This window comes from Pseudomonas linyingensis, from assembly GCF_900109175.1.
Lineage (GTDB): Bacteria > Pseudomonadota > Gammaproteobacteria > Pseudomonadales > Pseudomonadaceae > Geopseudomonas > Geopseudomonas linyingensis.
The window spans coordinates 1-20765 of sequence record NZ_FNZE01000001.1 but is presented as its reverse complement, the minus strand read 5'-3'; the positions used below and the strand labels follow the sequence as shown (position 1 = coordinate 20765).

Annotated in this window: 19 protein-coding genes, 1 tRNA gene and 1 rRNA gene; 11 read left to right on the top strand and 10 right to left on the bottom strand. The window is 68.0% G+C overall.

Annotation, left to right across the window (positions count from 1 at the left end; all coding sequences use genetic code 11):
- Positions 1 to 236 precede the first annotated feature (236 nt).
- Complete coding sequence (rocF, locus tag BMZ19_RS00105) at positions 237 to 1184, bottom strand: arginase (protein WP_244517072.1); 948 nt, start codon at positions 1182 to 1184, stop codon at positions 237 to 239.
- A gap of 160 nt (positions 1185 to 1344) precedes the next feature.
- Between rocF and BMZ19_RS00100 the strand changes: the two genes are divergently transcribed.
- The 8 genes from BMZ19_RS00100 to BMZ19_RS00065 all read left to right on the top strand — a co-directional run bounded on the left by BMZ19_RS00100 (position 1345) and on the right by BMZ19_RS00065 (position 6481).
- Positions 1345 to 1776, top strand: a complete 432-nt coding sequence (locus BMZ19_RS00100; protein WP_090305023.1) for an Lrp/AsnC family transcriptional regulator — start codon at positions 1345 to 1347, stop codon at positions 1774 to 1776.
- Positions 1777 to 2022: 246 nt separating this feature from the next.
- Positions 2023 to 2802, top strand: a complete 780-nt coding sequence (locus BMZ19_RS00095) for an ABC transporter substrate-binding protein (RefSeq protein ID WP_090305018.1) — start codon at positions 2023 to 2025, stop codon at positions 2800 to 2802.
- Positions 2803 to 2871: 69 nt separating this feature from the next.
- Positions 2872 to 3597: an ABC transporter permease gene (locus BMZ19_RS00090; protein ID WP_425287150.1), complete on the top strand. Its 726-nt coding sequence runs from the start codon at positions 2872 to 2874 to the stop codon at positions 3595 to 3597.
- Complete coding sequence (locus tag BMZ19_RS00085; protein WP_090305008.1) at positions 3594 to 4307, top strand: ABC transporter permease; 714 nt, start codon at positions 3594 to 3596, stop codon at positions 4305 to 4307. Before BMZ19_RS00090 ends, BMZ19_RS00085 begins: the two co-directional genes overlap by 4 nt.
- Positions 4308 to 4406: 99 nt before the next feature.
- Positions 4407 to 5168, top strand: a complete 762-nt coding sequence (locus BMZ19_RS00080; RefSeq protein WP_090306296.1) for an ABC transporter ATP-binding protein — start codon at positions 4407 to 4409, stop codon at positions 5166 to 5168.
- A 4-nt stretch (positions 5169 to 5172) separates the two neighbouring features.
- The gene (locus BMZ19_RS00075; protein WP_090304996.1) at positions 5173 to 5664 is read left to right on the top strand and encodes an Lrp/AsnC family transcriptional regulator; all 492 of its coding nucleotides are present in this window, start codon (positions 5173 to 5175) and stop codon (positions 5662 to 5664) included.
- Between the two features lie 146 nt (positions 5665 to 5810).
- A tRNA-Met gene (locus BMZ19_RS00070) sits at positions 5811 to 5887 on the top strand.
- A gap of 117 nt (positions 5888 to 6004) precedes the next feature.
- Positions 6005 to 6481, top strand: a complete 477-nt coding sequence (locus BMZ19_RS00065) for a hypothetical protein (RefSeq protein ID WP_090304993.1) — start codon at positions 6005 to 6007, stop codon at positions 6479 to 6481.
- Between the two features lie 2 nt (positions 6482 to 6483).
- On the opposite strand, the gene BMZ19_RS00060 is transcribed toward BMZ19_RS00065, so the two are convergent.
- The 5 genes from BMZ19_RS00060 to BMZ19_RS00040 form a co-directional block, all read right to left on the bottom strand.
- On the bottom strand, positions 6484 to 7395 hold the full coding sequence (locus BMZ19_RS00060; protein ID WP_090304991.1) for a DMT family transporter: 912 nt from the start codon (positions 7393 to 7395) through the stop codon (positions 6484 to 6486).
- A gap of 249 nt (positions 7396 to 7644) precedes the next feature.
- Positions 7645 to 8979 (bottom strand): flavin monoamine oxidase family protein, encoded by a 1335-nt coding sequence (locus BMZ19_RS00055; protein WP_090304990.1) that lies wholly within the window; start codon positions 8977 to 8979, stop codon positions 7645 to 7647.
- 90 nt (positions 8980 to 9069) lie between these two features.
- A complete protein-coding gene (rimI, locus tag BMZ19_RS00050) occupies positions 9070 to 9522 on the bottom strand; it encodes a ribosomal protein S18-alanine N-acetyltransferase (RefSeq protein ID WP_090304989.1) in 453 nt (150 codons plus the stop codon).
- Positions 9519 to 10343 (bottom strand): energy transducer TonB, encoded by an 825-nt coding sequence (locus BMZ19_RS00045; protein ID WP_090304988.1) that lies wholly within the window; start codon positions 10341 to 10343, stop codon positions 9519 to 9521. The genes rimI and BMZ19_RS00045 overlap by 4 nt, the downstream gene beginning before the upstream one ends.
- A complete protein-coding gene (locus tag BMZ19_RS00040; protein ID WP_090304987.1) occupies positions 10340 to 11887 on the bottom strand; it encodes a 2-isopropylmalate synthase in 1548 nt (515 codons plus the stop codon). Before BMZ19_RS00040 ends, BMZ19_RS00045 begins: the two co-directional genes overlap by 4 nt.
- Positions 11888 to 12056: 169 nt before the next feature.
- Here BMZ19_RS00040 and mksB point away from each other — a divergent pair, with 169 nt between their 5' ends.
- The 3 genes from mksB to mksF all read left to right on the top strand — a co-directional run bounded on the left by mksB (position 12057) and on the right by mksF (position 16862).
- The gene (mksB, locus tag BMZ19_RS00035; protein ID WP_090304972.1) at positions 12057 to 13289 is read left to right on the top strand and encodes an Mks condensin complex protein MksB; all 1233 of its coding nucleotides are present in this window, start codon (positions 12057 to 12059) and stop codon (positions 13287 to 13289) included.
- A gap of 79 nt (positions 13290 to 13368) precedes the next feature.
- Entirely contained in the window at positions 13369 to 14040 is a 672-nt protein-coding gene (mksE, locus tag BMZ19_RS00030; RefSeq protein WP_090304971.1) for an Mks condensin complex protein MksE, read from the top strand.
- Positions 14037 to 16862 (top strand): Mks condensin complex protein MksF, encoded by a 2826-nt coding sequence (gene mksF / locus BMZ19_RS00025; protein ID WP_090304970.1) that lies wholly within the window; start codon positions 14037 to 14039, stop codon positions 16860 to 16862. The genes mksE and mksF overlap by 4 nt, the downstream gene beginning before the upstream one ends.
- A gap of 45 nt (positions 16863 to 16907) precedes the next feature.
- Here mksF and BMZ19_RS00020 read toward each other — a convergent pair whose 3' ends face one another.
- The 4 genes from BMZ19_RS00020 to rrf form a co-directional block, all read right to left on the bottom strand.
- Positions 16908 to 19190, bottom strand: a complete 2283-nt coding sequence (locus tag BMZ19_RS00020; protein WP_090304968.1) for a PqiB family protein — start codon at positions 19188 to 19190, stop codon at positions 16908 to 16910.
- Entirely contained in the window at positions 19183 to 19803 is a 621-nt protein-coding gene (locus tag BMZ19_RS00015; protein ID WP_090304965.1) for a paraquat-inducible protein A, read from the bottom strand. Before BMZ19_RS00015 ends, BMZ19_RS00020 begins: the two co-directional genes overlap by 8 nt.
- Positions 19790 to 20452 (bottom strand): paraquat-inducible protein A, encoded by a 663-nt coding sequence (locus tag BMZ19_RS00010; protein WP_090304961.1) that lies wholly within the window; start codon positions 20450 to 20452, stop codon positions 19790 to 19792. The genes BMZ19_RS00015 and BMZ19_RS00010 overlap by 14 nt, the downstream gene beginning before the upstream one ends.
- 124 nt (positions 20453 to 20576) lie before the next feature.
- Positions 20577 to 20692, bottom strand: a 5S ribosomal RNA gene (gene rrf / locus BMZ19_RS00005).
- Between the last annotated feature and the right edge of the window lie 73 nt (positions 20693 to 20765).

Genomic DNA, 20765 nt, shown 5'->3' with positions numbered 1-20765 from the left:
CGTAGCAGCTTCGCCATTCGGGCCAACAATCAGCGAAGACAAGGGTGCGGCTGTGGATAAAGGACTGGCCCGGCAGTACCGGGGAAAAGCTGCATCCCGCAGCCGCACGCGCTACTCCAGCTACCGGCGAGACGGCGGGAAGCCGACTGGAGCCATGTTCGACCAGCAGCAGAATGCAAACGACCGGGGCCCCCTGTGGCGGCCCCGGTCGTTGTCGTGCAGCGGACTCGCCAGCCTCAGCCGGCAGCGCGCATCAGCGTCGACTTGCCGAACAGGCTCTCGGTCAGCTCCACCGCCACCTTGGCGGTGCGGTTGCGCACGTCCAGCGCCGGGTTCAGCTCGACGATGTCCAGCGAACGCAGCAGGCCGGTGTCGGCGATCATCTCCATGCACAGCTGCGCCTCGCGGTAGCTCGGTCCGCCGGGCACCGTGGTGCCGACGCCGGGGGCGATCTCCGGGTCGAGGAAGTCGACGTCGAAGCTGACGTGCAGGTGGGTGTTGTCGTCCAGCCCGGCCAGCGCCTGCTGCATGGCCACACGCATGCCCACCTCGTCGAGGTAGCGCATGTCCATCACCTCGAGGCCCGCCTCGTGCACGCGCACGCGCTCGCCCTCGTCGACGCTGCGGATGCCGATCTGGCGGATCGCGTCGGCCTGGATCGCCGGGACCTGGCCGGCCATCTCGACCAGCTCGCGCGGGCCGGCACCACACAGGCAGGCCACCGGCATGCCGTGGATATTCCCCGAGGGGGTGAGCTCGGAGGTGTTGAAGTCGGCGTGGGCATCCAGCCAGATGATGCGCAGCTTCTTGCCGGTGTCGCGGCAGTGGCGGGCCACCGCGCTGATCGAGCCGACGCCCAGGCAGTGGTCGCCACCGAGCAGGATCGGCAGGCGCTCCTCGCGCAGTTCGGCGTAGATGGCGTCGTGCACCGCCTGGTTCCAGGCGATCACTTCCGCCAGGTGGCGGTAGCCCTGCTGCGGCGGCTGCCAGGGATTGGCCGGACCATTCAGGTTGCCGCGATCAAGCACCTGGAAGCCGCGCTCGCGCAGCGCGCTCTCCAGGCCGGCGACGCGCAGCGCCTCCGGCCCCATCGAGGCACCGCGGGCGCCGGCGCCGACATCGGTAGGCGCCCCGACCAGGCTGACGATCCTGGGCAGGGCGGACAGGGCATGAATGACTGACACGATGGCGACTCCGGTTGAGCGAAATGGTGGGAAAAGTGTAAGAAAGCCCTCGCCTAGCAGATAGATAGATAAATTACATTTTCTGCTTAATCATCAAGCAGAATGACAGGGTAACCTGACGTTTTGATCAAAATAGCCCGCAACCACCCGGTGACGCCCCATGCATGATCTCCCCGACGACCTCGACCGCCGCCTGCTCGCCCTGCTGCGCGAGGACGGCCGCGCCTCCACCGCCGCCCTCGCCGAACGCCTCAAGGTGTCGCGCGGCACCGTGCAAAACCGCATCGACCGCCTGCAACGCTCCGGCCTGCTGGTCGGCTTCACCATCAAGCTGCGCAACGAGCTGGACAACAGCGGAATCCGCGCCATCACCATGATCGAGCTGCGCGGTGGCGCCAGCGATGCGGTGATCGCTGCGCTGCGCCAGATCCCCGAAGCCGTGCGGGTGCACACCACCAATGGCCGCTGGGACCTGGTGGTGGAAATCCACACCGCCACCCTCGGCGAGTTCGACCGGGTGCTGCGCGAGCTGCGGGCGATCAAGGGCGTCGCCAACTCGGAAAGCAATCTGCTGCTGGCCGCCTACAAGTGAGCGGCCCCTCGTACGGATTTGCGACACCCGCGGCGACGCAGAGACATAAAAAACATGGAGCACAGCCGATTCTGCTGTTTTCGGCTTTTTAACAACGATTTATTGCCCGGCCGACGACCCTTTACGACACCAATCGAGCCACGCCACAGGTCATTCTCACTCCCCGGCCGCACCCGGCCCGGCGGCCCTCCCCGCCCGGCCAGAGCCGCCGCACAACAAAAACAAGACAACCTGTGGGACAGCTCCATGACCAAACTTCGCACCCTGCTCGCCGTGCTTCTTGTGCCCCTGTCCGCCGGTCTGGCCCAGGCCAAGGAGTGGAAGGAAATCCGCTTCGGGGTGTTCCCCGACTACCCACCCTTCGAATCGGTGGCCGCCGACGGCAGCCTGAAGGGTTTCGACATCGAACTGGGCAACGCCCTCTGCGCCAAGCTGGAGGTCAAGTGCACCTGGGTGACCAATGACTTCGACGGCCTGATCCCGGCCCTGCGCGCGCGCAAGTTCGACGGCATCATGTCGTCGATGGCTGTCACCCCGGCCCGCGAAAAGCAGATCGACTTCTCCGAGAAACTGTTCCTCAGCCCCACCTCGGTCATCACCCGCAAGGACGCCGGCTTCGGCGCCACTCCCGAATCGCTCAAGGACAAGCAGGTCGGCGTACTGCAGGGCTCCATCCAGGAAGTCTACGCCCGCGCCAAGCTGGCTCCGGCCGGCGCGCGCATCAAGGCCTACCAGTCGATGGACCAGAACTACGCCGATCTGGCCAACGGCCGCCTCGACGCCATCGTCACCGACAAGCTGGAAGCCGAGCTGAACTTCCTTTCCCAGAACAAGGGCCAGGGCTTCCACAGCGGCCCGGCGATCCTCGACCCGGGCCTGCCCTCGGTGATCGCCATCGGCCTGCGCAAGAACGACGCCGAGCTGAAGGCGCTGCTCAACCAGGGTATCGCCGCCCTGCACGCCGACGGCACCTACCAGGCCATCGAGCGCAAGTACTTCGGTCCGCAGGACATCTACAACGAGTGACCGCTCCCCGCCCGGCCCGTCGGCAACGGCGGCCGGGCTCCGCCCTCGCTTCCGAACAGGTATTCCATCGTGAATGACCTCCTGCATTCCCTCGGCCTGCCCGGCGTCGAGCTGCACGGCTTCGGCCCGCTGCTGCTGCAAGGCATCTGGATGACCCTGAAGCTGGCCCTGCTGTCGCTGCTGCTCAGCGTGGCGCTCGGCCTGCTCGGCGCCAGCGCCAAGCTCTCGCCGCGGCGCCCGCTACGCCTGCTGGCCATGGGCTACACCACGCTGATCCGCGGCGTGCCTGACCTGGTGCTGATCCTGCTGATCTTCTACAGCCTGCAGACCTGGCTCAACGAGCTGACCGACGCCCTCGGCTGGGACTATCTCGAGATCGACCCGTTCAGCGCCGGCGTGGCCACCCTCGGCTTCATCTACGGCGCCTATTTCACCGAGACCTTCCGCGGCGCCATCCTCAGCGTGCCGCGCGGCCAGCTGGAGGCGGCCACCGCCTACGGCCTCGGCGCGCTCAAGCGCTTTCGCCTGGTGCTGTTCCCGCAGATGATGCGCTTCGCCCTGCCCGGCCTCGGCAACAACTGGCTGGTGCTGCTCAAGGCCACCGCGCTGGTGTCGATCATCGGCCTCGCCGACCTGGTCAAGGCGGTGCAGAACGCCGGCAAGAGCAGCGGCGAGCCGTTCCACTTCCTGATCATCGCCGGCCTGGTCTACCTGCTGATCACCAGCCTGAGCAACCTGCTGCTGCGCCAGCTGGAGCGCCGCTACAACACCGGGATCAAGGAGCTTGCGCCATGATCGAGCTGCTCAACGAGTACGGCCAGGCCTTCCTCTGGCACGACGGCTACAACCTGTCCGGTCTGGCCATGACCCTCTGGCTGCTGGTCGCCTCCATCGCCCTGGGCTTCATCCTCGCCCTGCCGCTGGCCGTGGCGCGCGTCTCGCCGAACCGCCTGCTGCGTTGGCCGGTGCAGTTCTACACCTACCTGTTCCGCGGCACGCCGCTGTATATCCAGCTGCTGATCTGCTACACGGGCCTCTACAGCCTGGAGGTGGTGCGTGCGCAACCGCTGCTCGACGGCTTCTTCCGCGAGGCGATCAACTGCACCCTGCTGGCCTTCGCGCTGAACACCGGCGCCTACACGGTGGAGATCTTCGCCGGCGCGATCCGCAACATTCCCCACGGCGAGATCGAAGCGGCGCGCGCCTACGGCCTGTGCGGCTGGCGCCTGTACGCACGGCTGATCCTGCCGTCGGCCCTGCGCCGGGGGCTGCCCTACTACGGCAACGAGGTGATCCTCATGCTGCACGCCACCTCGCTGGCGTTCACCGCCACCGTGCCGGATATCCTCAAGGTCGCCCGCGATGCCAATGCCGCCACCTTCATGACCTTCGAGGCCTTCGGCATCGCCGCCCTGCTCTACATGCTGCTGTCCTTCCTGCTGGTCGGCCTGTTCCGCCTCGCCGAACGTCGCTGGATGACCTTTCTTGGCCCAACCCGGGGGTAACACGTGATGAACCAGACCGCCTATGCCCTGCCCGCCGCACCGGCCGGCATCCTGTCCACGCGCCCCGCGGCGCAGGCCCGCGGCGTCGCCGCCAGCGAGCTGTTCAAGCTGCGGGTCGCCGACCTGCACAAGCGCTACGGCGACAACGAAGTGCTCAAGGGCGTGTCGCTCGACGCCCGCAGCGGCGACGTGATCAGCCTGATCGGCACCAGCGGCTCGGGCAAGAGCACCATGCTGCGCTGCATCAACTTCCTCGAGCAGCCGGACCAGGGAAGCATCACCCTCGACGGCCAGACCATCCGCATCCAGCACAGCCGCGCCGGCGTGCGCTCGGCCGACAAGGCCCAGCTGCAGGGCCTGCGCACGCGCCTGGCGATGGTGTTCCAGAACTTCAACCTGTGGAGCCACCTGAGCGTGCTGGACAACATCACCCTGGCGCCGCGCCAGGTGCTCGGGGTGTCGGCGCGCGAGGCCGAGGAGCGCGCCCACGCCTACCTCGACAAGGTCGGCCTGCCGGAGCGGGTCGCCACGCAGTATCCGGCCTTCCTCTCCGGCGGCCAGCAGCAGCGCGTCGCCATCGCCCGCGCCCTGGCCATGGAGCCGGAGATCATCCTGTTCGACGAGCCGACCTCGGCGCTCGACCCGGAACTGGTCGGCGAGGTGCTCAAGGTGATCCAGACGCTGGCCGAGGAAGGTCGTACCATGATCATGGTCACCCACGAGATGGGCTTCGCCCGCCAGGTGTCCAGCCAGGTGCTGTTTCTCCACCAGGGCCGCGTCGAGGAGCAGGGCGGTGCCGAGATCCTCGACCAGCCGCGCAGCGAGCGCCTGCAGCAGTTCCTCTCCAACCGCTTGAAGTGAAGCCATGCCCGACGCCAGCCAAGACCACAACCTGCCCCTCGACCGCATCGACCAGGCGATCATCGAGGTGCTGCGCCACAACGGCCGGATCACCTACCAGAAGCTCTCCGAGCTGGTGCACCTGACGCCGCGGCCCTGCCTGGAGCGGGTGCGCAAGCTGGAGCGCCTGGGGGTGATCCTCGGCTACGGCGCCATCGTCGACCTGCAGCAGGTCTCCCCCGGCCTGTCCCTGCTGGTGCTGGTGGCGCTGTCCAACCAGAGCGGGCGCTCGGCGCAGAAGGCCTTCGAGTCCAGCATGCGCGCCTGCCCGCAGGTGCTCGAATGCCGCCTGATCAGTGGCACCTTCGACTACAGCCTGCGCATGCGCTGCCGCGACATGGAGCACTACCGGGTGCTGACCGAGACCTGGCTGGACAACCCCGAGCTGCATATCGACAAGCTGGTCGCCCACCCCGAGCTGGCCACGGTGAAAAATCCCGCGCCGATGCCGGGCTGAGGACGCCCGCTCCGGAGGTCAGGGATGACGGCTGCCAGGCTTGTCGGCGCCACCGCCCAAGCCATGGCAAGCACTTGATCGGACTGGAATTTTCTGTGACACAGGGGTTGACAGGCGACCCGCCGGAGAGAATAATGCGCGCCGTTGGCTACGTAGCTCAGTTGGTTAGAGCACGGCATTCATAATGCTGGGGTCCGGGGTTCAAGTCCCTGCGTAGCCACCAAATTCCGGAAAGGGCCTGCAGCAATGCAGGCCCTTTTTCGTTGTGCCGGAAAATTGTGCAGGATAGGCTGCAGGGGCCCGGAAGGATCCGGGGTACTCGCCCATGCCAGGAGGCACCATGGCCGCAGCCCGCACCGTCGTCCCGCAGCGCACCTGGGGTAACGCACCCCGACTGGTGTTTCTCGTCCTCATCGGCTGGCTGCTCGGCGCCAGCGCGGCCGAACCGGTCGAATCGCCACCGCGCCAGACGGCGTTCGACGACAACAACTACCGGCCCCGCGAAATCGTCAATCGTCTGCCCCCGCCTCCAGTCACGACGGCAACACGCAGCACACGCAGGCCCACCGCCAAGTCGGTTACCCGTTCGGCCAAATGGTCGTGGCAAAGCCGCCAGACCGTCGAGCGCGGCACCTTCCAGTGGCGCGAGCGCGACGGGCGCATCGACTACGCCAGCGTGTGCATGAACGAGAAGACCGGCTCCCTGCGCTACCGTGAGTGCCGCAAGGGCGCCAAGCCGGCGTTCGCCCGACTCTGCAAGAGTGGCCGCAACCCGGCCGCCTGCCACGCGCAGAACAACTACTCGCCGCTGCGCTAGTTTCAGGCCACCGCCTTCGCCGCTGCTGGTCGGGTAGCCAGCAGCAGGCCGGCGAAGATCAGCGCCCCGCCCAGCCAGTGATAGAAGGCCAGCCGCTCGCCCAGCAGCAACCAGCCGAGCAGCGCCGCGAACACCGGCATCAGGTAGCTGAACAGCGAGGCGCGCGCCGCGCCGAGCACCTTGAGGCCGTGGTTCCAGCTCAGATAGGCGAGCAGCGAGGCAAACACCGCCGTATAGCCGATGGCCCCGAGGCTGCGCGGACTCGGCGTGAAGCCGCCGACACGGAGCAGTTCGAACAGGTAGAACGGCAGCATCAGCAGCAGGCCTAACAGGATCATCACGCCCAGCAGGGCCAGCGGCGGCAACGCCAGGCGTGGCGCCCAGAGGCGCATCAGCAGCGAATACAGCGCCCAGGCCAGCACCGCCAGCAGCATGATTAGGTCGCCGCGATAGAAGTCGAGGGCCAGGAACGTCGCCGGATCGCCGCGGCCGATCAGCAGCAGTAGGCCGCCGGCGGCCAGGGTCATGCCGAACCAGGCGCGCCGTGCCGGCCAGTCGCCGAGCAGCAGGCCGGCACCGAGGAAGGTGGCCAGCGGCAGGCAGGTGTTGAGCAGGGTGATGTTGATCGCCGAGGTGCTGTGCGCGGCGTGATAGAGCAGCGAGTTGTAGCAGGCGATGCCCAGCCCGGACACCACCCATAGCCGCCAGCCGGCACTGCGCACGGCGGCGCGCTGCTGCCACAAGGGGCGGGCGACGAACGGCAGGAGGATCGCCAGTGCCAGCGACCAGCGCCAGAACGCCAGCGACATCGGCGGGATGCTCTCGTACACCGCGCGCGCCACCAGGGCATTGCCGGCCCAGCACAGGCAGGACAGCACCAGTCCGGCGGCGGCCCACAGGTGACGCAGGTTCATCGGCGGCACTCCCCGCGTGCGCGGATCAGGCCCGGGAAGGAACGCCGGCACTCGGGCAGGCGCAGCGGTAGACAGGCGACGGGCATGGACAACTCCTTGGGAACAGCCCGGCACCTTACGAACTGCCGGGCCGCCTTGGCAAGCCGCGGCCAAAATCCCGGCACCGGCGCGGCCCTCCTCTGCCGCGGGCGGGGCGGACGGCATGCTCATCGGCGGCCGGCGCCGCTACAACGCCCGGCCGCGCCCGGATCAGCCCAGTGCGAGCACTTCCTCCGCGGCCTGCTCGCCGGCCTCCACCGCGCCCTCGAGGCTGCCCGGCCAGCGACGGGCCAGGTCGGCGCCGGCGAAATGCACCCGCCCCAGCGGCCGGCGCAGCGACGCTGCCTGCAGGCTCCAGCCGCCGGCCGGCCACTGCACGGCGGCGCTGCGCAGAAACGGCTCATCGGCCCAGCACTGCAGCAGGCACTCCAGCGGCGTACGCGCCGGCTCGCCCAGCAGCCCGCCGAGGATGTCCAGCAGCAGCGCCCGCCGCGCCGGCTCCTGCACAGCGTCGAAGCGCCGCGCCGCCGCGCCCGTGAAGCGGACACCCAACGCGCCCTCGCCGGCTTGCAGCGGCGGCTGCTCGAGGAGCAGACAACCGCCGGCGCTGCACAGCGGCAGAGCGATCTGCGGCAGGCGCTCACGCCAGAACGGCCGCTCGTAGCGCAACTGGGCATCCACGGAGCTCTGCGGCAGCAGGTGGCGCAGGCCGTGATCCTGCCAGCCCGCCAACGCCGGAGTGAACCCCATGCGCACCAGCAGCAGCGCCGGCAGCGCCAGCACCACCCGCCCGGCGCGATAGCGGCCCTGCGCGGTGAGCAGCTCGACGCCACGGGCATCCTGCTCCAAGGCCAGTACCGGGGTATCGAGGATCAGCCCCTCACCCAGGCGCTCGGTCAGCCCCTGGCAGATCGCCTGCATTCCGGCCGCCGGACGCTGCTGGCCTCGACCGAGACGCAGCTCGGCCAGCCCCGCTGCGCCCCCCTGGCGGCGCAGCTGCAACAGCGCCTGCAACAGGGACACCGCCTGCGGCGCCCCCGCGAACAGCAGCTCGGCCATCTCGCCGCCCAACTGCCGGGCGTCCCGCCCCAGCCAGCGCGCCCCCAGCCAGTCGGCCAGGCTGTGCCGATCGAGCGCCTGCGCCTGGGCATGCTCCGGCGCAGGTTCCGGAGACAGCAGGGCCGCCTGCTGCTCCAGCTGGCGCCAGAGTCGGCGCAGCTGCAGACGCGCCAGCCAGGGCAACCCGGCCAGCGCCGGCCCGTACAGCTGCTGCAGACCTATCGCCGGCTCGGCGGGCGGCGACTCCAATGCCAGTCCCAGCTCGCTCACCAGTTGGCGCAGACGCACCTGCCGTTCACCGATACCGCCCGCGCCCAGCTCGACCGTCTGGCCGGCAGCGAACGGGCGCGTCAGGATCCGCCCGCCGATGCGCGGTGCCGCCTCCAGCACACGCACGTCCTTGCCGGCCCAGCCCAGCCGCCAGGCAGCCGTCAGCCCGGACAGGCCGGCACCGACCACGATCACTTCGGCGGTTTGCAGCGTCATCGGCAGGTATTCCAGAAAGCGAAAGGCAAAAGGTGAAACGCCGACGCGCTTGCCGCGGGCCGGCGTCGTACACAAGCGAAGACCAGCGGCTCAGTCGAACAGGGGGCAGGCCATCACCAGCGCATCCTCGCGCCCGCCCACCGCCGGATAGTAGTCGCGGCGGCGGCCGATCTCGTTGAAGCCGAAACGTTCGTACAGGCGATAGGCCGACTGGTTGGAGGCGCGCACTTCGAGGAAGCAGTCGTTGCCGCCGCGCTCGCGGGCACGCTGCATCAGGTGGGTGAGCAGGCGCAGGCCCAGGCCGCGACCCTGGCTTTCCGGCTTGACCGTGATGTTGAGCAGGTGGGCCTCGTCGAGAATCAGGTTGATCACCCCGTGGCCGACCTGCTGGCTGCCCTCGAACATCACCCAGCATTCGTAGGAGTTCAGCGCATCGCTGAAGGTGCCGCGGGTCCAGGGATGACTGAAGGCGGCGTATTCGATCTTGAGTACCGCATCCAGGTCGTCGGCGCTCATGCGCCGGAAGCTTACTGCATCGCTCATCGTTCACTCGTCCAGCGACGCATTGCGCGACGCATGCTGTGCCACAGCTCGGCCTTGAGGGCCGGAGCTTCCATCAATTGTTCCAGTCCCGGCAGGGTCCAGGCGCAGCCCAGCCCGGCCAGATCGATTTCCCGACAGGCCGCCACCGCGTCCTCCTCGCCGGCGAAGCGTGCGGCCGGCGTGCCTATCAGCCAGACGCAGGCCGCCGGTTCCTGCTCCAGCTGGCCCTGCAACACGGCGCGCACGTAGTCGCGCGCCGCCGCCGGGCCCTGGTCGAATTCGCGGTTGCCGCGGATCAGCGGCCAGCGGATCGGCTCGCCCTGAGCGCGCGGACTGTCCGGCAGCCCCGCGGCATGCAGCAGGTCCTTGAGCAGCCGATAGGCCGGGTCGCGACTGGCGAAGACTTCGCCGGTCGGCAGTTCGACCAGCAGCAGGCAGTTGCCGGCACGCAGCAGCTGCAGGACGAAGCGCGGCGGCGGTTCGCGGCGCACCTCGGCGAGCGGCGCGGCGGCGACGGCCGGAGTGGCCGCCTTGGCCGGCGCCGGCTTGACCGGCAGCACGGCAATCCTGCGCGGCGCGGCCGGTTTTTCCACCACAGGCGCCTCCGCAGGCGGCTCAACCGCCTCCGCCCCGCTCGCTGCCGGCAACGGCGCTGCCCCTGCCGACGGCGGGCGTGGCCGGCGCGGCGCTTCGACGGCCGCTTCCGGCAACGCCAGCAGCTCGGGCCGCGACGGCGCGGCGAACGGCAACGCCGTGCGCGGCAGCCAGGTGGTTACCTGCATGGCGCCGAGGTAGGCCCGGCGCTGCTGCTCGTCGATCAAACGCCGTCCGCCTGCGGGTGGGTCTTGTGCACGCCGGCCTGCATCAGGTTCAGCGCGTTGAGGTAGGCCTTGGCCGAGGCGGCAAGGATGTCGGTGTCGGCGCCATTGCCGTTGACGATGCGCCCACCCTTCTCTAGGCGCACGGTGACCTCGCCCTGCGAGTCGGTACCCTGGGTGATGGCGTTGACCGAGTACAGCTGCAGGTTGGCCTGCGACTGGGCGATCGCCTCGATGGCCTTGAAGGTGGCATCCACCGGGCCGGCACCGCTGGCCAACGACGAGTGCTCGACGCCATCGACGCTGAGCACCAGCTGCGCATGCGGCACCTCGCCGGTCTTGCTGGCCACCTCGAGGAAGGCCAGTTTGAAGTGCTCCGGAGCTTCCTCGCCGAGGCTGTCGGAAACCAGCGCCTGCAGGTCCTCGTCGAAGATCTCGTGCTTCTTGTCGGCCAGCTCCTTGAAGCGGGCGAAGGCGGCGTTCACCTCGGCCTCGCCGGCCAGGACGATGCCCAGCTCCTCAAGGCGCGCGCGGAAGGCGTTGCGCCCGGAGTGCTTGCCCATGACCATCTTGTTGGCGTTCCAGCCGACGTCCTGGGCGCGCATGATCTCGTAGGTCTCGCGGTGCTTGAGCACGCCGTCCTGGTGGATGCCCGACTCGTGGGCGAAGGCGTTGGCGCCGACGATGGCCTTGTTCGGCTGCACCGGGAAGCCGGTGATGCCGGAGACCAGTCGCGAGGTGCTGAGGATGTGCTCGGTCTCGATGTTGGTATAGACGCCGAGCAGGTCCTGGCGAGTCTTGATCGCCATGACGATCTCTTCCAGCGCGGCGTTGCCGGCGCGCTCGCCCAGACCGTTGATGGTGCACTCCACCTGGCGCGCACCGGCGACCACCGCAGCCAGCGAGTTGGCCACCGCCAGGCCGAGGTCGTTGTGGCAGTGCACCGAGAACACTGCCTTGTCGGCGTTGGGGATGCGCTCGAGCAGCTGGCGCATGGTCTCGGCGTACTGGTGCGGGATGGCGTAGCCAACGGTGTCGGGAATGTTGATGGTGCGCGCGCCGGCGTCGATGGCGGCCTCGATGATGCGGCAGAGGAAGTCGATTTCCGAACGGCCGGCGTCCTCGCAGGAGAACTCCACATCGGCGCACAGGCTGCGCGCCTTCTTCACCGCGCGTACCGCCTGCTCGATCACCTGGTCCGGCTGCATGCGCAGCTTGTACTGCATGTGGATCGGGCTGGTGGCGATGAAGGTGTGGATGCGCCCACTGTTGGCGTTCTTCAGCGCCTCGGCGGCGCGCTCGATGTCGCCGTCCAGCGCCCGCGACAGGCTGCACACGGTGCTGTCCTTGATGGTCTCGGCAATCGCCTTGACCGCCTCGAAGTCACCCGGGCTGGCGATGGCGAAGCCGGCCTCGATCACGTCGACACGCATGCGCTCCAGCGCCTTGGCGATGCGCAGCTTCTCTTCCTTGGTCATGGACGCGCCGGGGCTCTGCTCGCCGTCGCGCAGCGTGGTGTCGAATATGATGACGCGGTCGTTGCTCATGTCGATCTCCTGGTGATCCCGGCGCAGGTGCAGGCGTGTCGTTGCACGCCGATTTATCTGCCGATTGTGGCGCGAATCCCGATCCCGGGAAAGCGCCGCCGACTGCCTGCCACCTCGCCCGGCAGGCCTTGCAGTACAATCGGCGCTTTTTCGCCCATCAGGTCTACCGATGATCGATCCCCGCCGCGTGCTGCGCTCGCTCGCCGAACACTGGAACCTGCTCGAACCGCTGTGCGAGCGCTTCGACGCCGGCACCCTGAGCCTGGCCGAACTGCGCGGCCAGCTGGCCGACCGGCTGAGCGACGAAAGTCCGACTGCCGTCACCGCCCTGCTCGACCAATGGATCCGCCTGGACATCCTGGTGCCGGTGGCCAAGAGCCCCAACCGCTTCGAGCTGAACGCGCAGATCCACGACTTTCTTGCCTACCTGCGCCGCGAGCACCGCCTCGGCCTGTGCCTGGAGATCGAGGCCTACCTGCGCCATCTGGAGCGCCTGGCCGGCTACATCCAGGATGCCTTCCTCGCTCGCGACGGCCACGACCTGGCGCGCCAGCTGCGCCTGCTGGACATGCGCGTGCGCGACGTGCTGAAGAAGCTGGCCAACGACGAGCAGGCCCTGGTCGCCGTGGCCGAGCGGGCCAAGACCTCGGATCGGCAGATTCCCCTGCGCCAGCGCTACGCCGAGGTGCTGGCGACGTGGGACGAGTATGTCGAGCCGATGATCCAGCTGGTCAGCGCCGACGGCGCCTTCGAGCAGGGCGTGCACCGCGTCGAGCAGGTGCTGCTGCGCCTGCTGACCGACCAGCAGCGCCTCGGCCAGTTGGTCGACGACGACCTGCTGTTGCGCACCCACGCACGCATCCTCGAGATGCAGACTACCGCCCAGCTGACCCTGCGCCGCGCCCGCGAGCTGCTGCTGCCGCTGCGCGAGGAAGCGCGTCGGCACAACGCGGTGACCCGCGGCGCCGCCCTGGCGCTGGCGGCGATCCGCCGCAAGGGTCTGGATGCCGTGCCACAGGCGGCCGTGGCGCTGTTCAGCCGGCCGCAGAGCACCTTCCTCGGCTCGGCCAGCCAGGTCGAGGCCTACGTCTACGCACTCGCGCGCTTCGAGCCCAAGCCGGCCGAATTCCCCAAGGCCGCCCGCCGCCCGCAGGAACAGCGCCAGGCGCCGCGCACCGCCAAGGAAATGCTCGCGCGCTGCGCAGCCGCCCTGCCGCTGCCGGACCTGATGGGTTGGCTGCTGGAGCAGGAACCGGAAGGCGCCAGTGACGAGCTGCTCTACTGGTTCTCGCGGCTGTCCCGCGACACCCGCTTCCACCGCCAGCGCCTCGAGCGCCGCGAATACCTGACCCGCGAGCACCGCATCGTGATGAACTCCTGCGCGCTGGAAGCCAGCCCGTGAGCCACGACACCCTCCGTACCGCCATCCCCTCCCCCGCGGGGCGAGGAGCACTCCGCTTGCCAGCACGACGAGCCTGCGCATGAACATCGACCTTTCCGAACTGACCCAGCTGGCGCCGATCTTCCGCGAGCTGTTCAAGGGCTATCACCTCAGCCACCGCGACGCCGAAGCCTATCGCCAGCTCAGCGACCAGCAGGACGCCTATCGAGCGCTGTTTCGCGCCCTGGGCTTCGAGCTGGTATGCGACAGCCGCGGCTTCTTCTACTTCGTCCCCGAACAGTCAGGCGCCCAGGTCAACAAGACCGCCCAGCGCCTGGCGCTGTTCACCTTCATGCTGGTCGAGCATCTCGCCGACCTGGGCCGCGACCCGCTGGGCGTGCTGGACGGCGGTAGCCTCGGCCGCGACGAGCTGCCGCCGCTGCTGGAGAAATACCGCGAACTGCTGCTGCAGGCCGAGGTACAGAGCCCGGAGGAGCTGGAGGAGAAGATCCTGCGCCGCCTGGTGCAGCTCGGCTTCGCCGCCGACGAGCAGGGCAGCTACCGCTTCCTGGCGCCGATGCACCGCTTCCTCGACGTCTGCCTGGCCGTGCAGCAGGACCGCGACCTGGCCGCCAGCCTGCACAGCGACCTGCCGCTGCCGACGCCACTGCTGGTGGCGGACGACAGCGACGAAAGCATGACCGACGAAGCCGACGACGAGGCCGCCCTGGCCCGTGCCATCGCTGCCGAACGCGAGGAGCTCGACGCATGACCGAACGCTACGGCATCCGCCGCTTCGCCCTGCTCAACACCGCCGGCTACAGCCTCGGCCTGTTCCCGCTGGAACAGCCGCTGTCGATCTACGGCGCCAACAACCTGGGCAAGAGCGCCTCGATCAACGCCCTGCAGTTCCCGATCCTCGCGCGCCTGTCGGACATGAGCTTCGGCAAGTACACCACGGAGCAGTCGCGGCGCTTCTACTTCGCCTCGGACACCAGCTACATCCTCATCGAGCTGGACCTGCCCCACGGTCCGCACGTGATCGGCGTGGCCGGGCGCGGGCCGGGCGGCGGCTTCGGCCACCAGTTCTTCGCCTACCAGGGCTCGCTGGATCTGGCCCACTACCAGACCGACGGCACCTGCCTGCGCCAGCGCCAGCTGTTCGCCAACCTCGAACGCGCCGGGATCAAGGCCCATGAGGTCAAACCCGAGGAGCTGCGCCGCCTGCTGGTCGGCGGTCACACCGCCATCCCGCTGGACCTGACCCTGATTCCGCTGCGCTCGACCAGCGAGCAGAGCCTGAAGACCTTCCGCGCGCTGTTCATCAACCTGCTGCACATGCGCGAGATCACCGCGGCCAAGCTCAAGCAGCTGTTCCTCGACGCCTTCGAGCACAGCCTGCGTTCGGGTAGCGTCGACTACATCGCCGCGACGGAAGAGGCGTTTCGCGACGTGCGGCGCATGGCCCAGGACCATCAGGCGCTGGTCGCCGCCGGCCCGCAGATCGAGGCGCTGGCTGGCGGCCTGGCCCAGCGCGATGCGCTTCGCGGCAAGCTGCATCGGCTGTCGCCGCTGCTCGACCAACTGCTCGGCGCCTGGCACGACTACGCCGATGCCCGCCGCGCCGAACTGCTGGAGCAGCACGAGGCGCTGCGCGGTCAGCAGGATGGCCTGCAGAACGAGCAGCGCGGCGACACCCAGGAGCTGCTGCGCCTGCAGCGCGAATGCGGCGAGCTGCAGCGCTGGCTCGAGGAACTGGCCACCTTGCAGAACCGCTTCGCCCTGGTCGACGACGTGCGGGGGCTGGAGCAGCAGCTGCTCGCCGCCAAGGACGCCCACGACGAACTGGCCGGCGCGTTGGCACAGTCGCGGCAGTTCTCCAGCGAGGATCTGTCCGAGCGCCTGCGCGACCTCGAGCAGCGCCTCAAGTCGGTCAGGCAGCAACTCGACCACGCCGACAACAACAGCTACGCCCGGCTGCGCGAGGAGTTCTCGCAAGCCGACGTCGAGCGCCTGATGCGCCTGTTCAACGGCGCACTGCTCAGCCTGCCACTCGGCACGCAGGGCATCACCCTCGACAAGGCCGGCAGCTGGGTGAAAACCCTGCAGGGCCTGCTGGCCGGCTTCAGCGGCGAGAGCTTCACCGCCCCCGGGCTGGCCATCGACCTGTCGTCGATCGAGCCGCCGACACTCAAGGTGCTCGCCGACCGCAGCGCCCTGCGCGAGCAGAAGGATCGTCTCGAGCGCGAGCTGAAGCAGCTGAAGTCCCAGCAGGAAGTGGCCCGCGATCTGGGCGCCAGCAAGGCGCAGGCCGAGGCGCTGTACCAGCAGGTGCTGGACGCGCAGAAGGCCCTGGAAGACTACCGTCGCTGCCAGACGCTGGCCTCCGCCGCCGACGACAAGCGCGAGCAGCTGGCCCAGCTGGAGGCCCGCCAGGAGCAGCTGCAACGCTCCAGCGATGCCTTCGCCGAGCGCGTCCAGCAACTGGCCGCGCGTCTGCAACTGGTCAGCCGCCAGCTCGGCGAGCTGGAGGCCAGGGAGCGCACCCTCGCCGACGCCCTGCGCCGCCGCCAGCTGCTGCCGGCCGACCTGCCACCCGGCACGCCGTTCATGGAGGCGGTCGACGACTCGCTGGACAACCTGCTGCCGCTGCTCAACGACTACCAGGACAGCTGGCAGGGCCTGCTGCGCGTCGACGGGCAGATCGAGGCGCTGTACGCCCAGGTGCGCCTCAAGGGCGTGGCCAAGTTCGACAGCGAGGAGGACGCCGAGCGCCGCCTGCAGCTGCTAGTCAACGCCTACGCCCATCGCCAGGACGAGGCGCTGACCCTGGCCAAGGCACGCCGCGCCGCAGTTACCGATATCGCCCGCACCCTGCGCAATATCCGCAGCGACTACGACAACCTCGAGCACCAGCTGGCGCTGTTCAACCGCGAGATCAACAAGCGCCAGGTCTCCAACCTGGAGAGCTTCCGCATCGTCCTCGCGCCGCATAAGGAAGCGCTTCGGCATATCGACCAGATCATCCACAGTGCCGGCCAGTACGAGGCCGGCGAGACCCTGTCGGTGTTCGACCTGTCGCAGTCGACCGAGCAGGATGTCCGCAACGACCAGGCGCGCGAGTACCTGGCGCGCCTGGTGGCGGCCAACCACAACCAGCTGGGGCTCAAGGATCTGTTCGAGCTGGCCTTTGAGATCACCAAGGTCGGCGGGCAGCCGGTGATCCACACCGACATCGACGGCGCGGCTTCCAACGGCACCACCATGACCATCAAGGCGCTGACCAACATGTACCTGCTGCTGCACCTGATGGACCGCGAGCAGGCCGGTCGCGTGCGCCTGCCCTACTACCTCGACGAGGCGGCAGACATCGACGAGCACAACCAGCTGGCGCTGATCGAGACCAGCCGCCAGCTCGGCTTCGTGCCGATCCTCGCCTCGGTGAAGCCGCAGGTCGCCGCGCAGGTGGCCATCGACCTGGAAGGCGGCAGCGGCCCGGGCGGCATCTATATCGACGAGGCGGACTGGAAGCTCATCCAGCCGCGCGAGGACGTGGCAACCGCGGCGCCGACGGAAGTCGGCGAGCCGGCCTGAGTCGTCCGGGGATCGGCGCGGAGCAATCCGCGCCGGCGCAGGCACTCAGGGCTTGAGCGGAATCTTCGGCGCCCAGCGCAGCCACTCTTCCTGGGGCTCGTCGAACAGGGCGAAGGTCTGCCCGGGATGCGCCGGGCTGCCCTCCTCCGGGGTGGCAAAGGCGATGCCACCGGCGAGGATCGCCTCCACCGACTCGGTGCGCACCTCCACGCCCTTGAGCAGACCGAAATCGACGTCCACCCCGCTGGCATTCCAGAACCGGCTGCCGCCGCGTACCAGCGCGGCATACCGTGGCTCGATGCGGATATGGATCAGCACACGGTCGGCCCGCGGCCCCAGCTCCAGACTGGTCACCTTGCCCACCGGCACCCCTCGATAGCTCACCGCATCGCCCGTGACAACCGAGCCGCGGCGGGCGGCACTCAGCACCAGGGCCAGACCAGGCTCCTCGGCAAGCGCCTGCGGCGCCTGGGCCAGCAGCTCGAAGATGCGCTGCGGCGCGCCCGTGCGCGCCGCCGGCTGCACTTCCAGATAGGGACCGCTGACCAGCGTATCGAGATTGGCGGTGCGTGCCAGGCCCAACTCCGGACGCACCACCCAGAAGCGGCTGCCGGCGCGAGCGATGCGCTCCTCGGCTTCGGTGACCCGAACCCGGAGCAGCACCGCCGCCATGTCGTCGCTGAGGCGTATCTGCTCCACCTGGCCGACATCCAGACCGCGAAAGCGCAACGGCGTGCCCTCGCGCAGGCCGTCGCTGCGTGCAGTACGCAGCTCGATCAGCCGCCCGACGGCAAGCGCCTGCTTCTCGTCGGCGAACAGCGCAAAGCGACGAAAGCGCGCCACCGGTGCCGCCTGGAGGTCGGGGGTATCGAAGGCGATGCCGCCCAGCACCAGGGTCTGCAGCGACTCGCTCTTCACCTCGATGCCCGACAGGCCGCCTTTCAGGCTGATGCCGCTGGCATTCCAGAAGCGCGTCGAGGCGTTGACCAAGCCGGCGTAATCCGGCTCGATGTGCACATCGAGCATCACCTCGCGGCGGTCTGCCGACAGCTGGTAGCTCTGCACGCTGCCCACGCGAATCTGTCGATACAGGATCGGCGTGCCGACATCCAGCGACCCCAGGCGCTCGGCGGCCAAACGCAGGTGCAAACCGGGGGCGTCGACATTCAGTGGCGGCGCCTTGGCCCGGACGCTGAACTCCCGCGCAGGGACGCCCTCCTTGCCGAAACGCACGGCGAGGAAGTTGCCCTGCACCAGCGCCTCGAGGCCGGTGATGCCGGCCAGCGAGATGGACGGCTTGACCACCCAGAACTCGCTGCTGCTCAGCAGCAGCTCCTCGGTGCGCGGGTCCATGGTCAGCTCGGCCAAGGGCCTGGAGAAGTCCTGCCCCATGTCGAGCTTCCTCAGCACCCCCACCTGCACGCCATTGAACACCACCGGCGTGCGCCCGGGCTGCAGGCCGCTGACGTTGTCGAGTTGCAGCTGGACGCGGAAGCCGGTCTCCGCCGCCTCGAAGTCCTCGTAGAGGCGGAACGGGAATGCCGGATCGGTTGGCGGGCTGTCCTGTCGATGCTCCGGGGTGGCAAAGGCGATACCGCCGGTGGCGATACTGACCAGTGACTCGGCACGCAACTTGAAGCCGGACAGACCGCCGCTGAAACTGATGCCGCTGGCATTCCAGAAGCGCGTGTGCTTGCGCACCAGATGCGCATACGGCTGCTCGACGTAGATCTGGATCTCGATGGTGCGCTGGTCCTCGGCAAGCCGATAGTTCTTCACCTGCCCGACCCTGATCTGGCGGTAGAACACCGGGCTGCCCCGATCGATGGAGCCAAGGCGATCGGCCTTGAGCGTGACGTGCAGACCCGGAAGGCTATCCGCCAGCGGCGGCGGCTCGGCCAGCGCCTGGAACTCGCGGACCAGCTTGCCCTTGGCCGGCTCGATGGCGATGTAGATGCCTGAAACCAGGGTTTCCAGTCCCGTGACACCGGCCAGCGAGACACGCGGCCTGACCAACCAGAAACGGGTGTTCTTGCTCAGGTAGTCCTGGGCCTCGCGATTGATTTCGATGGTGGCATCCACCCCCTGGATGTCCGCGCTGACATGCAGGCCGACCACCTTGCCCACGGCGATCCCCTTGTACATAACCTGGGTCTTGTTGACCTGGATCCCGTCGCCATCGGCAAAGTGCACCTGGACATCCAGGCCAGCCTCGCTGAAGGCGCGCCAGAGCAGCCAGAGACCGATCAGCAGAGCCAGCAGCGGCAACACCCAGATGGCGGACCAACTGCTGGTCTTGCGGATACTGGGCTGTTCGAGTTCAGTCATGGGCAGGGTCCGCGTCGGTGTTGTCCCAGATCAGCCGGGGGTCGAAGTTCAGCGCGGCCAGCATGGTCAGCACCACCACGGCAGCAAAGGCCATGGCGCCACTTCCGGCCTCGACGCTGGCCAGATTGCCGAAGCTGACCAGCGCCACGAGTATGGCAATGACGAAGATATCCAGCATCGACCAGCGACCGATCCACTCGATGAAGCGGAACATGACGATGCGCTGGCGCGCCGATAGCCGCTGATGGCGTTGCACGGAAAATAGCAGCAGGGCGATGCCTGACAGCTTGAGCGTCGGCACCAGGATGCTGGCGACGAAGACCACCAGGGCGATGGGTAGCATGCCCGCATGGATCAGCTCGATCACACCGCCCATGATGGTCGCCGGGCTGCCTTGCCCGAACAGATTGACCGTCATGATCGGCAGCAGGTTGGCCGGGATATAAAGGATGGCCGCCGCGCACAGCAGCGCCCAGGTTCGTACGATGCTGTTCGGGCGACGGGGGTGCAGCCGTGCGCCGCAGCGGCGACAGCTCTGGCGCTCAACGGGGGCAATACGATTCAGTTGGTGGCACTCACTGCACACCAGAATGCCGGCATCAATCGCGCGCATGGCCGCCTTCCTCCAACGCCTCCCAGATCTGGTGGGGCGACATGCTCACCTCCAGCCATATCTGGGCCAGCAGCAGACCGACGAAGCAGAACAGCCCCGAGCCCAGGGTAAGGTCGGCCATATCGATCAGCTTGACGATGGAAACCAGAATGCCTATCAGGTAGACCTCGAGCATGCCCCACTCGCGCAGGTGGTGGTACGAGCGATACAACCGGCGGCCCCAGGCCAGCGCCAACCTCCAGCGGATGCTGAGCAGCACCAGCAGTTGGCAGAGCAGCTTGAGCAGCGGAATGACCATGCTGCACAGGAAGACAATCAGCGCCACGGCCTCCATGCCGCCGTGATAGAGGCTCACTACCGCGCTCCAGAGCGTGTCCTGGGTAGTCTGGCCGAGCAGGGTGAGGTGCATGATCGGCAGAAAGTTGGCCGGCAAGAACAGCACCAGAGCCGTCAGCACCAGCGCCAGGCTGCGGCGCTGCACTTGCGCGCGATGGGCGAATAGCTCGAAACCGCAGCGCGGACAGGAGGCCTTCTGCTCGAGCAGCAGCTGCGGCTTGTGCATCAGCAAATCGCACTCGTGGCATGCCACCAGCTCTTCTAGCGGCAGGCTCGGCAGTGTGCTGGCGGGTTGCGAGGCAGGGTCGGACATGGGACATCACTCTGAACGCAGCACGTTCATTGTATCCGAGCGTGGCAGCCGGTCGCTGAGCGTTGGCGGATCGGAAAAGCCGAAACCCCGACCAGCGTGTGCTGATCGGGGTTTCTGTATAGGTGCTTGACGATGACCTACTCTCACATGGAGAAGCTCCACACTACCATCGGCGATGCGTCGTTTCACTGCTGAGTTCGGGATGGGATCAGGTGGTTCCAACGCTCTATGGTCGTCAAGCAATTTGTTGGGGAATCGTTTTGAGTCGCTTCCCCTAATTGGGTATGTGATATCGGTGTATCTTCGGTAATTT